The 20,461-nt window shown below is 59.8% G+C and carries 18 protein-coding genes; 3 read left to right on the plus strand and 15 right to left on the minus strand.

What is annotated here, in order from left to right; all coding sequences use genetic code 11:
* Positions 1-9 precede the first annotated feature (9 nt).
* The 7 genes from J7399_RS03635 to J7399_RS03665 all read right to left on the minus strand — a co-directional run bounded on the left by J7399_RS03635 (position 10) and on the right by J7399_RS03665 (position 7,095).
* Entirely contained in the window at positions 10-1,383 is a 1,374-nt protein-coding gene (locus tag J7399_RS03635) for an SPOR domain-containing protein (protein ID WP_209084184.1), read from the minus strand.
* Between the two features lie 77 nt (positions 1,384-1,460).
* Complete coding sequence (gene upp / locus J7399_RS03640; RefSeq protein ID WP_209062081.1) at positions 1,461-2,093, minus strand: uracil phosphoribosyltransferase; 633 nt, start codon at positions 2,091-2,093, stop codon at positions 1,461-1,463.
* The gene (locus tag J7399_RS03645; RefSeq protein WP_209084185.1) at positions 2,090-3,076 is read right to left on the minus strand and encodes an adenosine deaminase; all 987 of its coding nucleotides are present in this window, start codon (positions 3,074-3,076) and stop codon (positions 2,090-2,092) included. The genes upp and J7399_RS03645 overlap by 4 nt, the downstream gene beginning before the upstream one ends.
* Positions 3,073-4,281, minus strand: coding sequence for a phosphopentomutase (locus J7399_RS03650; RefSeq protein ID WP_209084187.1), 1,209 nt, complete (start codon positions 4,279-4,281; stop codon positions 3,073-3,075). Before J7399_RS03650 ends, J7399_RS03645 begins: the two co-directional genes overlap by 4 nt.
* A 4-nt stretch (positions 4,282-4,285) precedes the next feature.
* Positions 4,286-5,590: a thymidine phosphorylase gene (locus tag J7399_RS03655; protein WP_209084189.1), complete on the minus strand. Its 1,305-nt coding sequence runs from the start codon at positions 5,588-5,590 to the stop codon at positions 4,286-4,288.
* Positions 5,591-6,010 (minus strand): cytidine deaminase, encoded by a 420-nt coding sequence (locus J7399_RS03660; protein ID WP_209061775.1) that lies wholly within the window; start codon positions 6,008-6,010, stop codon positions 5,591-5,593.
* Positions 6,007-7,095, minus strand: coding sequence for a cupin domain-containing protein (locus J7399_RS03665; RefSeq protein WP_209084191.1), 1,089 nt, complete (start codon positions 7,093-7,095; stop codon positions 6,007-6,009). Before J7399_RS03665 ends, J7399_RS03660 begins: the two co-directional genes overlap by 4 nt.
* Before the next feature lie 166 nt (positions 7,096-7,261).
* On the opposite strand from J7399_RS03665, the gene J7399_RS03670 reads away from it, so the two are divergent.
* A complete protein-coding gene (locus tag J7399_RS03670) occupies positions 7,262-9,541 on the plus strand; it encodes an NADP-dependent malic enzyme (RefSeq protein ID WP_209061779.1) in 2,280 nt (759 codons plus the stop codon).
* 45 nt (positions 9,542-9,586) lie between these two features.
* Here the strand turns inward: J7399_RS03670 and J7399_RS03675 are convergent, their stop codons facing one another.
* Positions 9,587-10,213 (minus strand): YceI family protein, encoded by a 627-nt coding sequence (locus J7399_RS03675; protein ID WP_209061781.1) that lies wholly within the window; start codon positions 10,211-10,213, stop codon positions 9,587-9,589.
* 312 nt (positions 10,214-10,525) lie between these two features.
* On the opposite strand from J7399_RS03675, the gene prpE reads away from it, so the two are divergent.
* A complete protein-coding gene (gene prpE, locus J7399_RS03680; protein WP_209084193.1) occupies positions 10,526-12,418 on the plus strand; it encodes a propionate-CoA ligase PrpE in 1,893 nt (630 codons plus the stop codon).
* A 46-nt stretch (positions 12,419-12,464) separates the two neighbouring features.
* Here prpE and J7399_RS03685 read toward each other — a convergent pair whose 3' ends face one another.
* Complete coding sequence (locus J7399_RS03685; protein ID WP_209077691.1) at positions 12,465-13,226, minus strand: NAD kinase; 762 nt, start codon at positions 13,224-13,226, stop codon at positions 12,465-12,467.
* Between the two features lie 194 nt (positions 13,227-13,420).
* Here J7399_RS03685 and glyA point away from each other — a divergent pair, with 194 nt between their 5' ends.
* The gene (glyA, locus tag J7399_RS03690; RefSeq protein ID WP_209084195.1) at positions 13,421-14,713 is read left to right on the plus strand and encodes a serine hydroxymethyltransferase; all 1,293 of its coding nucleotides are present in this window, start codon (positions 13,421-13,423) and stop codon (positions 14,711-14,713) included.
* A gap of 72 nt (positions 14,714-14,785) precedes the next feature.
* On the opposite strand, the gene J7399_RS03695 is transcribed toward glyA, so the two are convergent.
* Genes J7399_RS03695 through J7399_RS03720 form a run of 6 tightly spaced genes read right to left on the minus strand, consistent with a single transcriptional unit; the run spans position 14,786 to position 20,456 of the window.
* Entirely contained in the window at positions 14,786-15,979 is a 1,194-nt protein-coding gene (locus J7399_RS03695; protein WP_209084197.1) for an NnrS family protein, read from the minus strand.
* A 30-nt stretch (positions 15,980-16,009) separates the two neighbouring features.
* Positions 16,010-16,267, minus strand: coding sequence for an NnrT protein (locus J7399_RS03700; protein ID WP_348539425.1), 258 nt, complete (start codon positions 16,265-16,267; stop codon positions 16,010-16,012).
* Positions 16,246-16,419 (minus strand): protein NnrT, encoded by a 174-nt coding sequence (locus J7399_RS03705; protein ID WP_209084199.1) that lies wholly within the window; start codon positions 16,417-16,419, stop codon positions 16,246-16,248. Before J7399_RS03705 ends, J7399_RS03700 begins: the two co-directional genes overlap by 22 nt.
* Position 16,420: 1 nt before the next feature.
* Complete coding sequence (locus tag J7399_RS03710; protein ID WP_209084201.1) at positions 16,421-18,304, minus strand: VWA domain-containing protein; 1,884 nt, start codon at positions 18,302-18,304, stop codon at positions 16,421-16,423.
* Positions 18,305-18,309: 5 nt separating this feature from the next.
* Positions 18,310-19,110, minus strand: coding sequence for a CbbQ/NirQ/NorQ/GpvN family protein (locus J7399_RS03715; RefSeq protein WP_209084203.1), 801 nt, complete (start codon positions 19,108-19,110; stop codon positions 18,310-18,312).
* A complete protein-coding gene (locus J7399_RS03720; RefSeq protein ID WP_209061802.1) occupies positions 19,107-20,456 on the minus strand; it encodes a cbb3-type cytochrome c oxidase subunit I in 1,350 nt (449 codons plus the stop codon). The genes J7399_RS03715 and J7399_RS03720 overlap by 4 nt, the downstream gene beginning before the upstream one ends.
* Between the last annotated feature and the right edge of the window lie 5 nt (positions 20,457-20,461).

A 20,461-nucleotide genomic window follows, 5' to 3' on the forward strand; every position in this document is an offset into this window, starting at 1 on the left:
ACTGTCAGTTTACTTGCGCAGGAACGCGCCGCCAAATCCGGCACCTTTGGCTTTGGCCAGCGCAGAGGCCGCCTCTGCCTGTGTGGCAAAAGGCCCAGCGAGCACAATCCGTTGGGTGGCGCCATTGCGCTCATACCGCCCGATCCGCACCGGCACGCCCAGCTTGCGCACATCCCGCGCCAAAGCTTGCGCCTGTGCTGCATCCGTTGCCTGCGCCACCTGCACATAAGGTGTGCCCGCAAGACGCAGAGACTTCTGCGGGGCTTCCGACTTGGTGGAAACCGTTTTGGTTTTGACCCTTTCACCGGTTTTGAACCGGGTGGTGGTCGGCTCCGCGGCCTCAGACTCCAGCGTCACCTGGATCAAGCGGCGCGGCACTGTTTCAGTCCAGATCAAGTTGGTCTGCGCGTGCCCGGCAAAGGTCATCACTGCGCGTTCGGTGTCCAGACGACCGTCCTCAAAGGCGCGGCGATAGCCTTCCGGCACATAGGAGGACACCGCATTGGTCAGGCGCGCCTCATAGACATGCTTGGGCACAATCCGCACGTCCGGCGCCGCTTCGCCAACGCGCACCACAGTGCCCACAGGCGGGCGCGGCAGCGCGCTGCTTTGCTCTAGATTGATTTGCGGCGGGGTCGCAATCGGGCCGCCGACACCGGGCGTCACAGGCGATTGCGCCTGCGGACCACAGCGCACGGTGGACCCTTTGTATTGGGTCACGCCTTCACGACATGGCGAGATAATACCGGAGGCGCGAGGGGCCTGCCCAGTGGTGCGACGTTCCGCTTGTGCCGGTACGGTTTTTGAAACCACTGTTTTTGCGGGCGCAGGTGACGGCGCCGCAGCTGAAGCAGTGGTTTTTGCCGGTGCAGCTTTTACCGTGCTGGGGGCAGCCTTCGCGGTCGACTTGGTGGGCGCAGGCTGCGCTTTGGGCTGGATCACAACCGGCGCGGCTTTGGGTGCCGGGGTCGCTACTGTCGCCGCTGGTGCTTTTGGCGTCGTCGTGGGTGCCGCCTGAGGTGTGGGCCGCGCATTGCCAAACAACGAAGGACGCTCTGTCGGTGGCGCGGCTGGTTCGATCTGAACCACGTCGCCATCAAGCTGCGGCGCTGCATTGGTCGGACGGGTTGCGGTGTCGAAGGTCGGCTTAAACCCGCAGATCACTTTGCGGTCGCGGGTCACACGGGGCACCCATGTGGTCACCCCGTCCACACCTGAGCGGATATATACACAGCCGCGGCTGTCAACGAACTGTTTGCCCTGGAAATTCGCCGGCGGAAACTCCGCCGGTGTTTGCCTGTCACTGATCGATTGCGCATGGGCTGCGCCGAATCCAGAAGCGGTTGCGATTGCAGCAATCGCAAGAAATTTGCCTAATGTCATTTTGCCCCCACAAGATGTAGGGGTACATTAGCCAAAATCTTTACAGTGAGTAAACCACTGAAAAGCCCAAATTCTGCCTATCTTGTGCCAAACATGCGGTCGCCCGCATCGCCAAGACCCGGCAGGATGTAGCCCTTTTCGTTCAGACGCTCATCCAGCGCTGCTGTCACGATTGGAACGTCAGGGTGCGCTTCTTTCATACGCTCTACACCCTCAGGGGCCGCCAACAGGCAAAGGAACAGGATATTGGTCGCGCCTTCTTTCTTCAGAAGATCAATAGCTGCCGCAGAGCTGTTCCCGGTTGCCAGCATCGGGTCCACAGCAATCACCAGACGCTCGCCCAGCTCGCTAGGCGCTTTGAAATAGTACTGCACCGGCTCCAGCGTTTCTTCGTCGCGGTAAAGACCAACAAAGCCAACACGTGCAGAAGGCACCAGTTCCAGCATGCCATCCAGCAGGCCGTTGCCCGCACGTAGGATCGACACCAGCGCCAATTTGCGCCCATCCAGTGTCGGCGCATCCATCTCGACCATAGGTGTCTTGATGCGTTTGGTTGTCATCGGCAACTCGCGCGTCACCTCATAGGCCAACAGCTGACTGATCTCGCGCAGCAAGCGACGGAACTCGCCCGTTGAGGTTGCCTCATCCCGCATGATCGTGAGCTTGTGCTGCACAAGTGGGTGGTTCACTACGGTCAAATGATCCATCAGGTTTTCTCCAGTCTCTTGGCCACAATTGCCTTCGTATCCGCGTCACAGAACGCGGCGTCAAGCGCGGTATTGGTGATCTCGGCAAAATCTGCCTCACCCCAACCAAAGGCCTTTTCGAGCATCTCGTATTCGCGCCGCATGGTGGTGTGAAAGAACGGCGGATCATCCGTGCTGACAGTGACCCGCACACCCGCGCCCCGCAGTTTCTGGATCGGGTGAGAGGCAAAATCAGGATAGACCCCCAGCACCACATTGGATCCGGGGCACACTTCAAGCGTCACCCGACGCGCCACCAGCTCTTTGACCAGATCAGGATCTTCGATCGAGCGCACGCCATGGCCGATACGTTCCACATTCAGGTCGTTGATCGCATCCCACACACTTTCCGGCCCGCCAAACTCGCCCGCGTGGGTGGTGAGTTTCAAACCGGCTTCACGCGCCTGATCATAGGCATAGGCAAAGTCGCCTTGCGTGAATTGCCCCTCGTCACCGCCCATACCAAAGCCGACAATGAAATCGCCCGCCGTTTCCGCCGCGCAGAGCGAGGAGGCACGGGATTTCTCTGGACCGAAATGACGCACCGCCGTGACGACACCACGCAGCGTGATGCCATGCTTGGCCTCCGCCGCATTGGCCGCTTCTTCAATGGCGTGCAGATATTCACGCCACGCCCCCACATCGCCGCCTCCGCAGAAATCGGGGCTGATAAAGCTCTCGGTGTAGACCACGCCATTCGCTGCGCTTTCCTCAAGCCAGGCAGATGTCAGCCGCGCGAACTCTTCCGGGCCAGTCAGAACACTGGTCGCCGCCTCATAGACACTGAGGAAATGCACAAAGTTCTCAAACGCATAGCCACCATCGTCCGTGAAGACTTTGCTCAGGTCCATCTTCTTTTCATGCGCCAGCTGCTTGATGAAGGCGGGCGGAGCCGCGCCTTCATGGTGAATGTGCAGCTCGATCTTTTTCAGGTCTGCCACTGTCATAGGAAACTCCTTCCACGCGGCGGTGTCACGCCAAGATGGGACGCCGCAGTTGCGGCCACATCCACAAAATCAATCAATCCAGCCTCACCGGAGCCGACACCGGCACAGAGCACAGGAACGCGCTCACGGGTGTGGTCTGTGCCCGGCCAACTTGGGTCATTCCCGTGATCGGCCGTCAGGATCAGCAAATCATCCTCTCGCATCTTCGCGATGAAGGCACCAATCTCGCGGTCAAACCATTCCAGCGCACGGGCGTAGCCCGCCACGTCGCGGCGGTGCCCGTAAAGGCTGTCAAATTCCACAAAATTCGCAAAGGTCAGGCTGCCGTCCGGCGCGGTCTCCGCCAGCCCATGCAAATCCTGCATCAGCTTCGCGTCGCTGCCTTTGGTGCAGCTGTCTATGCCAGCCATGGTGAAGATGTCACCAATCTTGCCAACACCCAGCACCGCGCCGCCTGCGTCCTGCACCCAGTTGGTCAGGATCGGCGCCGGCGGCGCAATCGCAAAGTCACGCCGGTTGGTCGTCCGGGTGAAGCCCTCTTCCGCGTTGCCAACAAACGGGCGCGCAATCACGCGACCAATCTTCATCTCATGCAGGATCGGCGCGAGGTCGCGGCACAGATCAATCAAGCGCTCCAGCCCGAAGTGCTCTTCATGCGCTGCGATCTGAAACACGCTGTCCGCAGAGGTGTAACAAATCGGCGCGCCGGTTTTCACGTGCTCGGCTCCAAGCTCGTTGATGATGACCGTGCCAGAAGCGTGGCAATCGCCCAAGATCGCGTCCGTTCCTGCCAGTTCGCAGACTTTGGCGACCAGCTCGTCCGGAAAACAGGGCGCACCTTTGGGGAAATACCCCCAATCCCACGGCACAGGCAGTCCGGCGAGCTCCCAATGGCCCGATGGCGTGTCTTTGCCCGGGCTTTGCTCGCTGGCCGCGCCCCAGAAGCCAGTTGGCGTTGCGTCCAATCCGGGCGTTTCATCGCCGGACGCCAGCCGCGCCGCCGCGCCCAAGCCAAGCGCATCAAGATGTGGCACAGTCAGTGGGCCGGACCGCCCCTCCTCCGCCAGCCCCTTGGCGCAAGCCTGCGCGATATGCGCGACCGTGTTCGCACCCGTGTCCGGCAGATCATCGTTGAAGAACCGCGCAGCATCCACTGCCCCGCCGCAGCCAACGGAATCCATCACCACCAGAAACACACGTGCCATCGCCCTATCGGCTCCTCTCATGAATAAGCGGGGGTATATCGGGCATTCCCTCGCCAATGACAATGGCCTTTCGCACAGCCGCCTCAGCCGCTGCCGCCGCATCCTCACGCGCCGCATGCAAACGCAGCAGGGGCTGCCTCGCCTGCACTGTTTCGCCAAGACGCACCACGTCCGACAGGCCAACCGCCGGGTCAATCACGTCGCTTTCCACCTGACGGCCGCCGCCCAGACCAACAACCGCCAGCCCAAGTGCCTCGCCATCAATAGCTTGCACAACGCCAGCTTGTGGCGCCGCAATTTCGCGAATAATCGGCGCTTCCGGCAGGAACCTTTGCCACTCTTCTGTGAAGCGCATCGGGCCACCCATCGCGGCGACCATGCGCCCGAAGATCTCTGCGGCCTTACCGCTGGACAGCGCGTCAAGCATTCGCGCGACACCCTCTTCCACATCCGCAGCCAACCCGGCGCTGGCCAAGAGCACACCACCAAGTGACACAGACAGCTCTGCGAGTGGCCCGCCATTTTGCCCGCAGAGCACCTTCATGCATTCCGCAACCTCAAGCGCATTGCCAAGCGACGCCGCCAAAGGCTGGTTCATGTCGGAAATCACCGCACTGGTGGGGCAGCCCGCAAGGTTCGCCGTACTGACAAGCGAGTCCGCCAGGGCCTGCGCATCCTCAACGGACTTCATAAACGCGCCAGAGCCGACTTTCACGTCAAGCACCAAGCCCTCAGGCCCCGCCGCAAGCTTCTTGGACAGGATCGAAGCGGTGATCAGATCGAGGCTTTCCACGGTCGCGGTCACATCGCGGATGGCATAGAGGCGCTTGTCAGCCGGGGCGATCTCCGCCGTGGCGCTGACAATGGCGCAGCCCACATCGGCCACCACCTCTTTGAAGCGGTCTTCCGTCAGGCTCGTGGACAGCCCCGGAATGGCCTCCATTTTGTCGAGCGTGCCACCGGTATGCCCCAGACCACGTCCGGAAATCATGGGCACATAAGCCCCGCAGGCCGCCAAAGCCGGGGCAAGCACCAGCGAAACGCAATCGCCAACGCCACCGGTGGAGTGTTTGTCCAACACCGGGCCAGGCAAATCCCATGCCATCCGGTCGCCACTGTCGCGCATCGCAAGCGTCAGCGCCACGCGCCCCTCCTCTGAAAGTCCGCGCAAGCAGACCCCCATGGCAAAGGCCCCAGCCTGAGCATTAGACACGGTGCCATCCGCCAGACCTTTGGCAAACCACGCCAATTCCTCTCGGCTTGGCGTCTCTCCACGGCGCAGATTCGCGATAATCGCCCGCGCGCCCATTTAGTCGCGATCCTTGTGGTCTGCGTCCATATGATCCGTGCCAAAGGCTCCGGGTAACAGCTCTGCCATGGTCATGGAAACCCGCACGCCTTCCAGATTGGCCAGCGTGACTTTGGTGTCCTTGCCGCCAAATTCCGCCAGCTTCTGACGGCATCCGCCACAGGGGCTGACCGGCTGCTTGCTGTCGGCCACCACAAAAACCTCGGTCAGACGGGTCTCCCCTGCCGCCACCATGGCCGCAATGGCTCCGGCCTCCGCGCATGTGCCCTCAGGATAGGCAATGTTCTCCACATTGCAGCCTGCGTATTTCACGCCACCTTCAGACAGGATCGCCGCCCCAACCTTGAAGTTGGAATAAGGTGCATAGGCGTTTTCACGCACCTCAAAGGCGAGGGTTTCAAGGCTTTTGTCTTGGCTCATGTCTCGATCACTTTCGTCTTAAACGCACCCGACAAGGTCACTTCCAACAGTTCGATGTCGTCGCTTGGCTCGGCGTAGCGGGTTTTCATGCCCGGCGGGACAACAAAGGCATCACCAGCTTCAAGCGGGAATGGCGCGCGCTCCTCCCCTTCCAAAAGCATCGTGCCCTTCATCACAAAGGTAAAGTGGATATCCGCGTCATGGCGGCTCCACTGCGGTGTGCCCGCGCCCCGGCGCACGACCTGCACGCCGGCGACGTCTTTGGTGTTGGCTGCAATGGTGGTGTCGCGGCATTCAAACCCGGGCAGGCGGAACGGCGCCCACGCCGCACCTTCTGCCAGATTGTGCACAAAACGCTGGCCATCCCATTCACGCTCAGGCCGCTCATGGGGTGTCGGCAGCTCCATCTCATGGTCAATCTCAGTGACATGATCGGCTGGCACGCCAATCTCGATCACCTGCAGATCATCACTCGCCTCGCAAACCCGGTGGCGGATTTCGGGCGGCTGGATAAAACAATCGCCCGCGTTCAGGCGGCGCATGCCCCCCTGATCTTCATAAAGCACATCAACCCAACCGTTGACGCAGAAGATCAGCTGAAAGCCAACCTTATGATAATGAACCATATCCGGCACCGGCCCGCCGTCAGGAATGCGGATGTGGCTGGCGATCATCGCGCCGCCCAAACGATCCGGCACCAGATCCCGATAATGCATTCCGGCCCGCCCGATCACCCAAGGGGCCTGATCCGCCAGACGGCGTACCACAAAGGAATACTGCACAGGAGGCAAAACCAAAGGCGGGTTCAGCTCTTCGATCTCGATTTTTGTGCCATTGGGCGCGGTCAGATGGCGCTGCCCGTCGGCAAACCCGTCCGGATCATCGGTCAAGATCCGCAGCGTGCCCGGCGCTTCTTCAGCCCCCTTCTCAATCCGCAACCGTAGCCCATGGCCGGAAAACACCGCAATCGTCGGGTCATCCGCGGGATAGATCATGTCCATCCGCATTTTCAGCACTTTGGTGTAAAACGGGATATCGTCGCGCAATTCCTGTGTCGGCAGGCGAAATTCGGCTTTGATCTCCAAGGTGTCACTCTCCGCTCATTTGATTGCGCGAGATTGAGACCAAATGGTCAAAAATACAAGCTTGTGCCGTTGCGTCAGATTTGTGCATTTTAACTGGGAGAAAATTGGTTTAAGGCTGAACTAATTTCTTTTTGACCGCACCCAAAGTGCCAAACAGAGGTCTCCGATGTCTGAAAATCGCAACCAATCCCTGCGCGAGGCGGCGCTGGCCTATCACGCCAACCCAAAACCCGGCAAACTGGAGATCCGCGCGACCAAACCGCTCGCCAACGGGCGCGACCTGTCGCGCGCCTATTCCCCGGGCGTGGCCGAGGCCTGCCTTGAGATCAAAGACGATCCGGCAAATGCTGCACTCTATACTGCACGTCAAAACCTTGTGGCGGTGGTCTCCAACGGCTCCGCCGTGCTTGGGCTTGGCAACATTGGCGCGCTGGCCTCAAAGCCGGTGATGGAGGGCAAAGCGGTTCTCTTTAAGCAATTTGCCAACATTGACTGCTTTGACATCGAGCTGGACGAAGCAGACCCGGAAAAACTGGCAGACATCGTTTGCGCCATGGGGCCAACGTTTGGTGCGATCAACCTTGAAGACATCAAAGCCCCCGATTGCTTTATCGTGGAAAAAATCTGCCGCGAGCGGATGAACATCCCAGTGTTTCACGACGACCAGCACGGCACCGCCATCGTGGTCGGCGCCGCAGCCACCAACGCATTGCGCGTGGCGGGCAAAAAGTTTGAAGATATCAAAATTGTCTCCACCGGCGGTGGCGCGGCGGGCATTGCCTGCCTCAACATGCTGGTGAAGCTGGGTGTCAAACGCGAGAACATCTGGCTCTGCGACATCCACGGGCTCGTTTATGAGGGTCGCGAAGAGGATATGAATCCGCAAAAAGCCGAGTTTGCCCAAAACTCCGAGCTGCGCACACTCGAAGAGGTGATCGATGGCGCGGATATGTTCCTCGGCCTGTCCGGCCCCGGCGTCCTAAAACCTGAACTGGTCGAAAAGATGACCAGCCAGCCGATCATCTTTGCTCTGGCAAACCCAACCCCGGAAATCATGCCGGATCTGGCACGCAAAGTTGCGCCCGATGCCATCATCGCAACCGGCCGCTCCGACTTCCCCAACCAGGTCAACAACGTCCTGTGCTTTCCGTTCATCTTCCGCGGTGCGCTTGATGTTGGCGCGACAGAGATCAACGATGAAATGTGCGTCGCCTGCGTGAACGGCATTGCCGAACTGGCCCGCGCCACCACGTCGGCTGAGGCAGCGGCTGCCTACAAAGGCGAACAGCTCACCTTTGGCGCTGAGTATCTGATCCCCAAACCTTTTGACCCACGCCTTGTCGGCGTGGTGTCCGCCGCCGTGGCCCAGGCTGCCATGGACAGTGGTGTTGCCACCCGCCCGATTGAAAACATCGACGCCTATGTTCACAAACTCAATCAATCGGTCTTCAAATCCGCATTGCTGATGCGCCCGGTGTTTGAGACCGCCCAGAAAGCCTCCCGCCGCATCGTTTTTGCCGAGGGCGAAGATGAGCGCGTGCTGCGCGGAGCGCAGGCAATTCTGGAAGAGACCACAGAGACCCCCATCCTAATCGGCCGCCCCGAGGTGATCGAAGCCCGCTGTGAACGCGCGGGCCTGTCCATCCGCCCCGGCCGCGATTTCCAGATAGTAAACCCGGAAAACGATCCACGGTATTATGACTACTGGAACAGCTATCATGAGCTGATGGAACGCGAGGGGGTCACACCCGATCTGGCCAAGGCCATCATGCGCACCAACACCACGGCAATCGGCGCAATCATGGTGCACCGCGAGGAGGCCGACAGCCTGATCTGCGGCACCTTTGGTGAATACCGCTGGCACCTCAACTATGTTGAACAGGTGCTGGGCAAAGGCACTCTCTCTCCGCATGGCGCGCTGTCTCTGATGATTTTGGAGGATGGCCCGCTCTTCATCGCCGATACGCAGGTGCATGAGCTGCCAAGCCCCGAGGATATCGCCCGCATCGCGGAAGGCGCTGCGCGGCATGTGCGCCGGTTTGGTCTGGAGCCAAAAATCGCGCTGTGTTCGCAAAGCCAGTTTGGCAACCACCGCCAAGGCTCTGGCAAGCGTTTGCGCGAAGCCATCGCAATCCTGGACAGCAAGCCGCGCGATTTTGCCTATGAAGGGGAAATGAACGTGGACACCGCGCTTGACCCAGACCTGCGCAGCCGCATTTTCCCGCGCACACGCCTTGAAGGGGCCGCCAACGTGCTGGTCTTTGCCCACGCCGATGCGGCGTCAGGGGTGCGTAACATCCTGAAAATGCGCGCTGATGCCTTGGAAGTGGGACCGATCCTGATGGGCATGGGCAACCGCGCCCATATTGTCAGCCCATCGATCACGGCGCGCGGCCTGCTGAACATGGCCGCCATTGCTGGCTCGCCGGTCACCCACTACGGATAAAACTTGAACCACTTAACGGCGGGCACCCAAAGCCCGCCGTACCGCTCAACTGTCTGAGCGATTCACCCGCGCAAGGATGCGCAAATCAATGGTTGGTCCCACCAGATCGGGATAGCCATCCGCGCCGAACTCCCGCCGATCCAGGCTGCCCGTCAGCAAAATCGACAGCTTGTCCAGATCTCCGGCCTCGGTGCCGCGCTGACGGAACAGTTGCGCCGCCAGCGTCACCGGACGCGACACGCCCCGCACCGTCAGATCCCCCAGCACCTTCGCCCCGTGGATCGTGCCCGAAATCTCACGCGCAACAAAACGGATAGTGGGGTGGTTGCTGGCATCAAGCACCTGCGCCCCCTTGAGCGCCTCGGTGGCAAACAGGAACCCAGCCTTTGCCCGCTTGGGGCTCAGGGTCACATCAATTTTGCTGCGGGAGACATTGCCCAGATCCAACTGCAGATCCGCCGCCTCAACCGGCATCTGACCTTCTGTGCCGTCCTGATTGAAGTAGTAGGTGAAGCCAACAACGCTGGCCGATTTATCAAGCTCATATTGCACGGGTGCCGCCTGCGCGGGCTGCACAACAGCCCCACCAAGCAGTGTCACAGCCGCCAAAACGCGCAATCCACTCCAAAGACCATGACGTCTTCCTTTGACGCTAACCAATGTCCCAATCATGATCTTCCTCCCAGTTCACAGGCCCGGATGGGCTAGTCCCCGTCAGTATGGCAGAGAAAACCGTTACAGAGTTGCACGTTTTTGCGAGAAAAGGTGAGTCAACTATCAGCCACAGTCGCAAAATTTGCAAATTTGCAAAAACAACAAATTTCTCTATTTTTCCTGCAAAAATTGGCGACTTTACTAAACTTTGCAATTTCAAACACCGAAAACTGGCCCGACAAATGCGATAATCTGTCCCGCTTTTCTGCCCCACACTTGCCGACGATGTGATACCTCCTCTATGCCGTCTGGCAGGTAGAGGAGGACCAAATGTCATATCAAGACGTATACGAACGCTGGAAAAACGATCCGGAAACTTTCTGGATGCAGGCGGCAGAAGCAATTGATTGGCATACGCCGCCCAGCAAGGCGCTGACGGACAAAGGCGACCATCTTTATGAGTGGTTCGCGGACACAAAGGTCAACACCTGCTGGAACGCGGTGGACCGCCACGTCGAAGCCGGGCGCGGCGAGCAGACGGCCATCATCTATGACAGCCCGATCACCCACACCAAACGCGAAATCTCCTATGTTGAGCTGCGCAACCGAGTCGCCACACTTGCCGGTGCCCTGCGCGCCAAAGGCGTTGAGAAAGGCGACCGCGTCATCATCTACATGCCGATGATCCCCGAGGCGCTGGAGGCCATGCTAGCTTGTGCCCGACTGGGTGCCATCCATTCCGTGGTGTTTGGCGGATTTGCCGCCAACGAACTTGCAGTGCGCATCGACGACGCCAAGCCCAAAGCCATCATCGCCGCCTCCTGCGGGTTGGAGCCGGGCCGCGTGGTGCACTACAAACCTCTGCTCGACGGCGCCATCGACCTCTCCACACACAAGCCTGATTTCTGCGTGATACTCCAACGCGAACAAGAGGTTGCGCAGCTGGTCGAGGGGCGGGACGTCAACTGGCACGGCTTTCAGTATGGCGTAGAACCGGCCGAATGTGTTCCGGTCGAAGGCAACCACCCCTCCTATATCCTCTACACCTCCGGCACCACAGGACAGCCCAAAGGCGTGATCCGCCACACCGCTGGTCAGCTGGTCGCGCTGAACTGGACCATGAAAAACATCTACAATGTCGACCCCGGCGATGTGTTCTGGGCGGCCTCCGATGTGGGCTGGGTCGTGGGCCACAGCTATATCTGCTACGCCCCTCTGATCCATGGCAACACCACCATTGTCTTTGAGGGCAAACCGGTTGGCACACCGGATGCGGGCACCTTCTGGCGCGTGATTTCAGAGCATAACGTCAAGAGCTTCTTCACCGCCCCCACCGCGTTCCGCGCCGTGAAGCGCGAAGATCCAACAGGCGAGTACGTCAAGAAATATGACCTCAGCTGCCTTGAGCAGGTCTATCTCGCGGGGGAACGTGCGGATCCGGACACCATCGTCTGGGCGCAGGAGCAACTGGGCGTGCCAATCGTGGACCACTGGTGGCAGACTGAGACCGGCTGGTCGATTGCCGCCAACCCGCTCGGCATCGAAGAGCTGCCCATCAAACTGGGCTCCCCAACCGTTCCCATGCCCGGCTACGACGTCGAAATTCTGGACGAAGGCGGCCACCCCGTCGCGGCTGGCGAACTTGGCGCCATCGCCATCAAGCTGCCGTTGCCTCCCGGCACGCTGCCCACGCTGTGGAATGCCGAAGAGCGCTTCAAATCCTCCTACCTCACCCACTTCCCGGGCTATTATGAGACCGGTGATGCGGGCATGAAGGATGAGGACGGCTACGTCTATATTATGGCGCGCACCGATGACGTCATCAACGTCGCTGGCCACCGCCTGTCCACCGGCGGCATGGAAGAGGTGCTTGCCGGGCACCCGGATGTGGCAGAATGCGCGGTGATTGGCGTGGCGGATCAGCTCAAGGGCCAGATGCCCGTCGGTTTCCTCTGCCTCAACGCTGGCAACGAACGCGCCCATGACGAGGTAGTCAAAGAGGTTGTCGCTCTGGTGCGCCAGAAAATCGGCCCCGTTGCCGCCTTCAAGCTCGCGGTTGTGGTGGATCGTTTGCCAAAAACCCGCTCGGGCAAAATCCTGCGCGGCACCATGGTCTCCATCGCAGATGGCACCGACTGGAAAATGCCCGCCACCATCGACGATCCAGTCATCCTCGATGAAATCACCGAGGCCCTGAAAACCATAGGCTACGCATCCGCGTGACCTGTGTCAGAGAGGCGCGCACCCCGCTCGCGCGCCTCTTTTGTCCTTAGACGAACTGTTCGCGAATAAGCCGCTCTTCGAGCCCATGGCCTGGGTCAAACAGAATGCGGTGCGCGATCTGCGCGTCCGAGCGGATTTCAACCCGCGACACATTCTCAATCGCGCGGCTGTCGGCATGGGCCATCACCGGGCGTTTCTGCGGCTCCAGAACATCAAAGGTCACTGCCGCAGATTTTGGCAGCAGCGCCCCGCGCCAGCGCCGCGGGCGGAACGGCGCAATCGCCGTCAACGCCAGCACATCCGACCCGATGGGCAAAATGGGCCCGTGGGCTGAATAGTTGTAGGCAGTGGAACCCGCAGGGGTGCTGATCAATGCCCCGTCACAGACCAGCTCTTCCATGCGCAGACGCCCATCAATCGAAATCTTCAGCTTGGCCGCCTGTGGCCCTGCCCGCAGCAGCGAGACTTCGTTGATGGCAAGCGCTTCATGCACCGAGCCGTCCGCAGCTGTGGCACGCATCGCCAGCGGATTGAGCATCTCTTCCTCTGCGGCCCCCAGCCGCTCCAGCAGATCGCTTTCGGAATAGGCATTCATCAGAAAGCCCACCGTGCCGCGGTTCATACCGTAGACCGGCGCAGACATCGCCTGCGTCATATGCAGGGCCTGAAGCATGAAACCATCGCCGCCAAGCGCGACAATCACATCCGCCTCCTCAGGCGCGACATTGCCGTAACGCCCGATCAGAGCCGCCCGTGCGGTCTGCGCAACTGGCGCATCGCTGGCCATAAAAGCGATTCTTTCAGACATCGTCGCTCATGCTCCCAACTCCCAAAAAGCAGGTTTCCCTGCGCCGCCAAAGGTTTCCGATAGCGACATATGTTTACCCCCTGCACCATCTGCGGCGCTCAGGCAAGGTGTTGCGTCGCTTTGGGACCTTTCAAGCCGGGCATGTTTCCATTAGGAAACTCGCAACTCGAACCGTTCAACAGGAGCAAACGTCCATGAGCACCTCCCGTGATTCTGGCTTTTTCACAGAAACCCTCGCATCCCGCGACCCGGAGCTGTTTGGCTCCATCACAGATGAGCTGGCCCGCCAGCGCGACGAGATCGAACTGATCGCGTCTGAAAACATCGTGTCTGCGGCCGTTATGGAAGCGCAGGGCTCTGTGCTGACCAACAAATACGCAGAAGGCTACCCTGGCCGCCGCTACTATGGTGGCTGTCAGCACGTGGATGTGGCGGAGAACCTCGCCATCGACCGCGCAAAAGAGCTCTTTGGCGTTGAGTACGCAAACGTGCAGCCAAACTCCGGCTCCCAGGCCAACCAAGGTGTATTCACCGCTCTGCTGCAGCCTGGCGACACCATCCTCGGCATGTCCCTGGACGCAGGTGGCCACCTGACCCACGGCGCAAAGCCGAACCAGTCCGGCAAATGGTTCAACGCGGTGCAGTACGGCGTGCGAAAGCAGGACAGCCTGCTGGACTACGATCAGGTTCAAGAGCTGGCCAACGAGCACAAGCCAAAGCTGATCATCGCAGGCGGTTCCGCCATCCCGCGTCAGATCGATTTCGCAAAATTCCGTGAAATCGCGGACTCCGTTGGCGCGTACCTGATGGTCGACATGGCACACTTCGCTGGCCTCGTGGCCGCAGGTGAGCACCCCTCCCCATTCCCATATGCGGATGTAGCGACCACCACGACCCACAAGACCCTGCGCGGCCCGCGCGGCGGCATGATCGTGACCAACAACGAAGAAATCGCCAAGAAGGTGAACTCCGCGATCTTCCCAGGCATTCAGGGTGGCCCGCTGATGCATGTGATCGCAGGCAAAGCCGCCGCCTTTGGCGAAGCGCTGCGTCCTGAGTTCAAAGCCTACCAGAAGCAAGTTCGCGCCAACGCTGTGGCGCTGGCGGATCAGCTGGTCAAAGGTGGTCTGGACATCGTCACCGGTGGCACCGACACCCACGTGATGCTGGTCGACCTGCGCCCCAAAGGTGTGAAAGGCAACGCCACCGAGAAAGCTCTCGGCCGCGCCCACATCACCTGCAACAAAAATGGCATCCCGTTTGACCCTGAAAAGCCAATGGTCACCTCCGGCATCCGTCTGGGCACCCCGGCCGGCACCACCCGTGGCTTTGGCGAGGAAGAGTTCCGCGCGATTGCTGACATGATTGTGGAAGTGGTCGACGGTCTGGCCGCCAACGGCGAAGAGGGCAACGGCGAAGTGGAAGCGGCTGTGAAAGCCAAAGTGGCAGATCTCTGCGCACGCTTCCCGCTCTACCCGAACCTCTAAGCCCAGCGCTTAGCTAAAGACAAAGCCGCCGCAGACACCCTCTGCGGCGGCTTTTTTTTTGTGGGGCCGGCGTTACCCTTCTATTGGCGGTTTGGGTCGCACCAGCGCGGCGCCATAGCGCAGCGCAAATCCGCCAAAAGCCGTAACCCAAAGCACGGCGGAAATCTCTAGACATACAGGGACTTCGCCCGCCAACCACCGTGCGATAACAGAGCCAAAGAGGCTGAGATAGATCGCAAGTGTGGGCCCATCCGCTTTCAACGCACGACCGGTATGGCCCAGCGTCGCCCGCGTCATCACCGCCAAGGTCATTGCCCCGATCGCACCTGCCATCCATATGTGTTGCGCGGCGGCCTGCCCTGCCCCGACTCCCAGAATGGAGGCTCCCAATGCCAGGGCTCCCAGCGGGATCAGAGCATAGGAAGCGTGCAGCACCGACAGCAACGGTTCAGCCAGCGTATGCGTGCCTTTCCAACGCCAGAGGCGCGCCACATGCAGCAGTGCCAAACCGATCAACAGCCCACCTACGCCAGCCTCCTCTGGCCAAAAACTCCAAAGCAGAAGCACCGCAACCGTTGTCAGCAGTACAAACTTGTCAAAGCGCTGCATGGGGGGGGCGGGGCGCACATCGCTGCCCTGTTTGACCAACCAGTTGCGCGTGAACGACGGCACGATGCGCCCACCGATCACGACAATCATCATCACAGCGGTCGCGAGACCCAAACGGAGGCCCAGCCCCTGCGCGGCAAAGCCGTCCACCAGCGCCTCTAGGTGAAACACCCCATTCGCCAGTGTAAAAACGGCCAGCATCGCCAACACGATCAGGTTGCGCCAATTCTGACCAGCAATGATCTCTCGCAAAATCACGCCACCCAAAACGATGGGAAAAGCCAGATCAACTGCGGCAGCGGCCCCTAGGGGTAAGCTTGCCGAGAAAAGCACTGATACGCGCCCTGCCACCCAAAGTGCAAACAACCCGCCCAGCCGCCAGCCCACCAGAGGCAAACGCCCTGTCCAATTGGGCACCGCGGTGAGCAGGAACCCCGCTAAGATCGCGCCAAGATAGCCAAAGAGGAATTCATGTGCATGCCATGTCACCGGGTCAAAGCGCGACGGCAGCTCCAAGTCACCGCTCAGCGCGGCAATCCAGACCGGCATCGCCAGCGCCGCCCACAGCGCGCCAAACAGAAAGAACGGGCGGAACCCATAGCTCAGCAACGCCGGTCCCGACCAGCGACGCATTTGTTCAGAAGAACACAGGGCCATATTGCGGCCTCCTTATGTGTGAGATGGCGCTCAACGCGCATCCGTGCCGTCGGCCACATCCATCAGATGACGAATGTGGCGGGCAAAGTACCATGTCGCAGGCGCGCCAATCAGCGCGCCAAGCAAGATCGAAAGGCCGGTCGAGACTACCGGACCACCTACCCAGCTGAAGATCAAAGATAGGAAAAACACGTTCACCGCTGCGGCCCCTGCCCCAAACGGATATAGCGCCAGCGCAATTCTCTGTGTTGAACAGCCCGCTTGTGTCATCGCCGTGACACCAGCCATTGCACCGCAGCCATGGACGCAACCAGCGTCAGACAGGCCAGCGCATACCAGAACTCCGCTGTGGCAGATTGCGCCTGCGGGATTGGGCGATCAAACGCCTCTGCCATTGCAGGCGAAGCCATCAATGCAAAAAGAACGACAGAAAGTTTCATCTCAAGTCTCCTGTGTCAGACTGCGGTAAATGTCGGGCAAGGCGCGCGACAATCGCATCGGATTTGGCAAAAGCGTGAAGCCGCCGCGCCCAAAGATGCGGGCAAACCAATCCTGCCCGTCTTCATCAATGATCACACCATGCAGGTTTAGCCCCAAGTCCCGCGCTTCCCGCACGGCCATATGGCTGTCTTCAATGCCATGCTGCCCCTCATAGTGATCGAGATCGTTGGGCTTGCCATCGGTGAGCACGATCAACAGCTTATGTGCGCTCGGCTCCTCAGCCAGCTGCGCGGTCACATGCCGTATCGCGGCCCCTAGGCGCGTAAAATGGCCGGGCTTCAACGCGCCTATGTTGTCGGTCACTTCACGGGTCATCGGCGTCTCAAAATCCTTGCAACGCGTCAAAAACACCCGATCCCGGCGTAGGGAGGAAAAGCCCCAGATGCCGATCCGGTCACCGGCAGCATCCACACCCACGGCCAAAGCGGCCATGGCTTGACGAGCCACTTCAATCACGCTGGTGTCGCCAATCGCGGCCTCGGTCGAGCGGGACACATCAATCAAGAAAGCGACCGAGACATCGCGTTCAACTTTGCGAGCTGCCTGCCAGATGCGGTCAGAACCACGACCAGTGGCTGCCAGATCCGCCTTCGCCGTCAGCACAGCCTCCAGATCCAGCTCGCTGCCGTCGATTTGGCGCGCCTGCAGAATCCTGCGCGGACGCAGCGCTTCAAACTGCCTGCGCACCTCGCGCACTGTGCGTGCATGGGGAATGAATTCGGTACCGTCCGGCGGCGCGGGCGCTTCCAGCACACGGCAGTGATCCTTCATATAGCTGCGCGCCCGGTGGTTCCATTCGTCATAGGTATGCACGCCCGCAAGCGCCTCATGATCCGCATCCGCGGGGGACAGATCAAGGTGCAGGCGCAAGCGCGTCGCTGCCTTGCGGTTCTGTTTGGACAGAGTGATGCGATCCTGATCATCCGCGGCTTTCTGTGCGTTTTCATCGTCATCATCATCCACACTGCGGTTGATGTTCATCGACTCCACCCAGGACAGGATGGATTCAAAACGGTGAATGATAAAACTGTCCTTACGGTTTTGCTGTTCCTGATCTTTGCGCTCACCAGCTTTGCGCTTTGAATAGACCGCTGCCGTTGGCGGGGCCTTATCCGCAGCGTCTTCCTCGCCAGCCACCGCACCTGTGCCGGGGGCCGCAAAACGCAGCCAAATTGGTACTGGCGCAAAGGGCATATAGCCCCGCGTTGCCACGCCAGCTTCCAGAGTGGCCTGTGTGCCGCACAGCTGATCGCGGATAGCCTGCTCAAGGGCGGCCTCCTGCGCGGGTCGGGTAACCTCGGGCCGAATATTCAGGCAATGCCGCGCCATCTGGGCATAGCCCTTGCGCAATCCCGGGCAGGCCTCAAAGGCGTCATCCGCAGCCTGCGCATTTGCCCGGATTTGCGCGCAATCAAGTGCGGCACCATCGCCAGAGAATGTGTTTGGCGCGATGTCTGCCTTGGCCGCCAGCGCTGTCAGCCAGAAATAGGCGGCGCGGTTCAACCACTTCTCGGGAAAGACCGCGATCTGTGGCGGCAGCGCCAGACGCTCGCCATCAAAACGCGCCACATATTCCTTTTCGCGTTCCGCACCCAACTTGCGGCGCAGCGGACGGCGATGCTGCATCACGGTCGCAGGTGCCTCGCCCAGCTCCACTGCAGCATCCCCGCCCAGCGCACGAAACAAGACCGCAAGACTTGGGCGCACAGACGCCAACGTGACCGCCGCCTCCGGATAATGTGCCTCCGCACCCAATCCGCTGGCCATCTCATGCCAAAGGTTGCCCACGGTCTCTTCCGGCTCCATCAAATCGAGAAGTCGCATTCCACTCACCCGTAGATCGTTGCAACCAGATCCCTGAGGGACTGCTGCACATCTGGCTCATCACTCAAAGGTTCAATGATCGCCGCCTCAAGCGCGCGATCCACCCCCATGCCTCCCGCCATCAGACTGGCGGCATAGATCAGCAAACGGGTCGAAACGCCTTCTTCAAGATCCATGCCGGAGAGCTTCCGGATATGCCCGGCAAGCCGCACTAGGGGCGCGACCCGCCCCACTTCCAGACGGCTTTCCTGTGCAACCACCGAGATTTCGGTTTCCGCATCCGGAAAGTCAAAGGAGATCGACAGAAAGCGTTGGCGTGTAGAGGGTTTCAACCGCTTAAGCACATTCTGATAGCCGGGGTTGTAGCTGGCGACCAACATGAAGTCCTTGGGCGCCACCAGCTCCTCTCCGGTGCGGTCGATCATCAATGTGCGCCGCGAGTCTGTGAGCGGGTGCAGCACCACAGTCACGTCTTTACGGGCTTCAACCACCTCATCAAGGTAACAGATCCCGCCCTCGCGCACCGCGCGCGTCAGCGGGCCATCGACCCAGACAGTCTCGCCCCCTTTCAGCAAATAGCGCCCGATCAAATCTGCCGCAGATAGGTCATCATGGCAGGCCACCGTATAAAGCGGCTTGCCTAGTTTGGCGGCCATGTGCTCAACAAAACGGGTTTTGCCGCAGCCGGTCGGCCCCTTCAAAAGAAGGGGCAAACCATTGTCATAAGCGGTCTCAAACAGATCGCACTCACGGCCGGTTTCTTGATAAAACGGCAACGAAGGAACAGTTGCGATATTCATACTCATTCTCCTGCAACAATTTTGGCAGAGCCCGGTGCGATGATTTCTTTTTCACGCACAACGGCCAGCGAGTAGATGAACAGAAGCGCGCCAATCACCACAGCGGCACCCGCGCCAAAGCGCATCAGATAGAAGACCGACAGGCTCTCCTGCACGTCCATGAAATAGTCGCCCACCACGCGCTGCATATGGGTCTGGATCGTACCTGCGAAGGTCAGCACAAATGTCATGAAGGCCATGCCGCCGGTCATCAGCCAGAATGACGCCATGTTCAGCACCTGATTATACGGCATCCGGTTGCGCAGCATCGGCATCGCATAGGTAAAGACCGCAAGGTTGAGCGCAACATAGGCACCGTAGAAGGCCAGGTGACCGTGGGCTGCGGTGATCTGCGTGCCATGGCTATAGAAATTCACACCATGCAGCGTGTGCAAAAAGCCCCAGACCCCTGCGCCAAAGAAGGCGACTGTGCTTGCCCCCAAAGACCACAGGAGCGCGGCTTTGTTGGGGTGGTTCTTGCGGCCCTTCCAGACCATCACAAAGGCAAAGGACATCATCAGGAAGAAGGGGATCACCTCAAAGGTGGAGAAGATCGAACCAACCCACTGCCAATAGCCCGGCAAGCCAATCCAGTAGAAATGGTGCCCCGTGCCAAGAATGCCGCTGAAGAGCGCCGTGGCCACGATGACATAGAGCCATTTTTCAACCACCTCACGGTCCACGCCGGTCAGCTTCAGCATCAGAAAGGCGAGGATTGCAGCCATCACCAATTCCCAGGTGGCTTCTACCCAGAGGTGGATCACAAACCACCAGTACATTTTATCAAGGCTCAAGTTAGCCGGATTAATGAAGGCAAATACCCACAACAGCGACAGCAGCCAAAGCCCCATCAGGAGCACATTGGTGATCGCGGTTTTCTTTCCCGCCAGCACAGTCATCGAGATGTTGAGCAGAAAGATCAGCGCCCCAACAAGAATGCCGAATTTCACCCATAACGGCTGCTCCAGAAACTCACGGCCACCGTGGATGCCCACAAGGTAAGAGCCAACTGCGCCCAGCGCGCCTACTGTCAGAATGATGAGCTGGATATAGGCCAATTTCGGTGACCAAAGCTCGCGCTCGGATTCTTCGGGAATAAGGAAGTAAGCCGCGCCAAAAAAACCTAGCAACAGCCAAACCACCAGCGCATTGGTGTGGATCATACGGATCACATTGAAAGGCAGGATTTCCGCCAAGAAGTTGGGAGAAACGTAAACCCAACCTGCGAGCAGACCACCCAATACCTGCACGCCAAACAGCGCCAGCGCTGCGGCGAAATAGTAAAGGGCCACTTTTTGAGACTGATATTTCATGGTTT

Source organism: Shimia sp. R9_1 (genome assembly GCF_017743775.1).
In the GTDB taxonomy this organism is placed as follows: Bacteria; Pseudomonadota; Alphaproteobacteria; order Rhodobacterales; family Rhodobacteraceae; genus Shimia.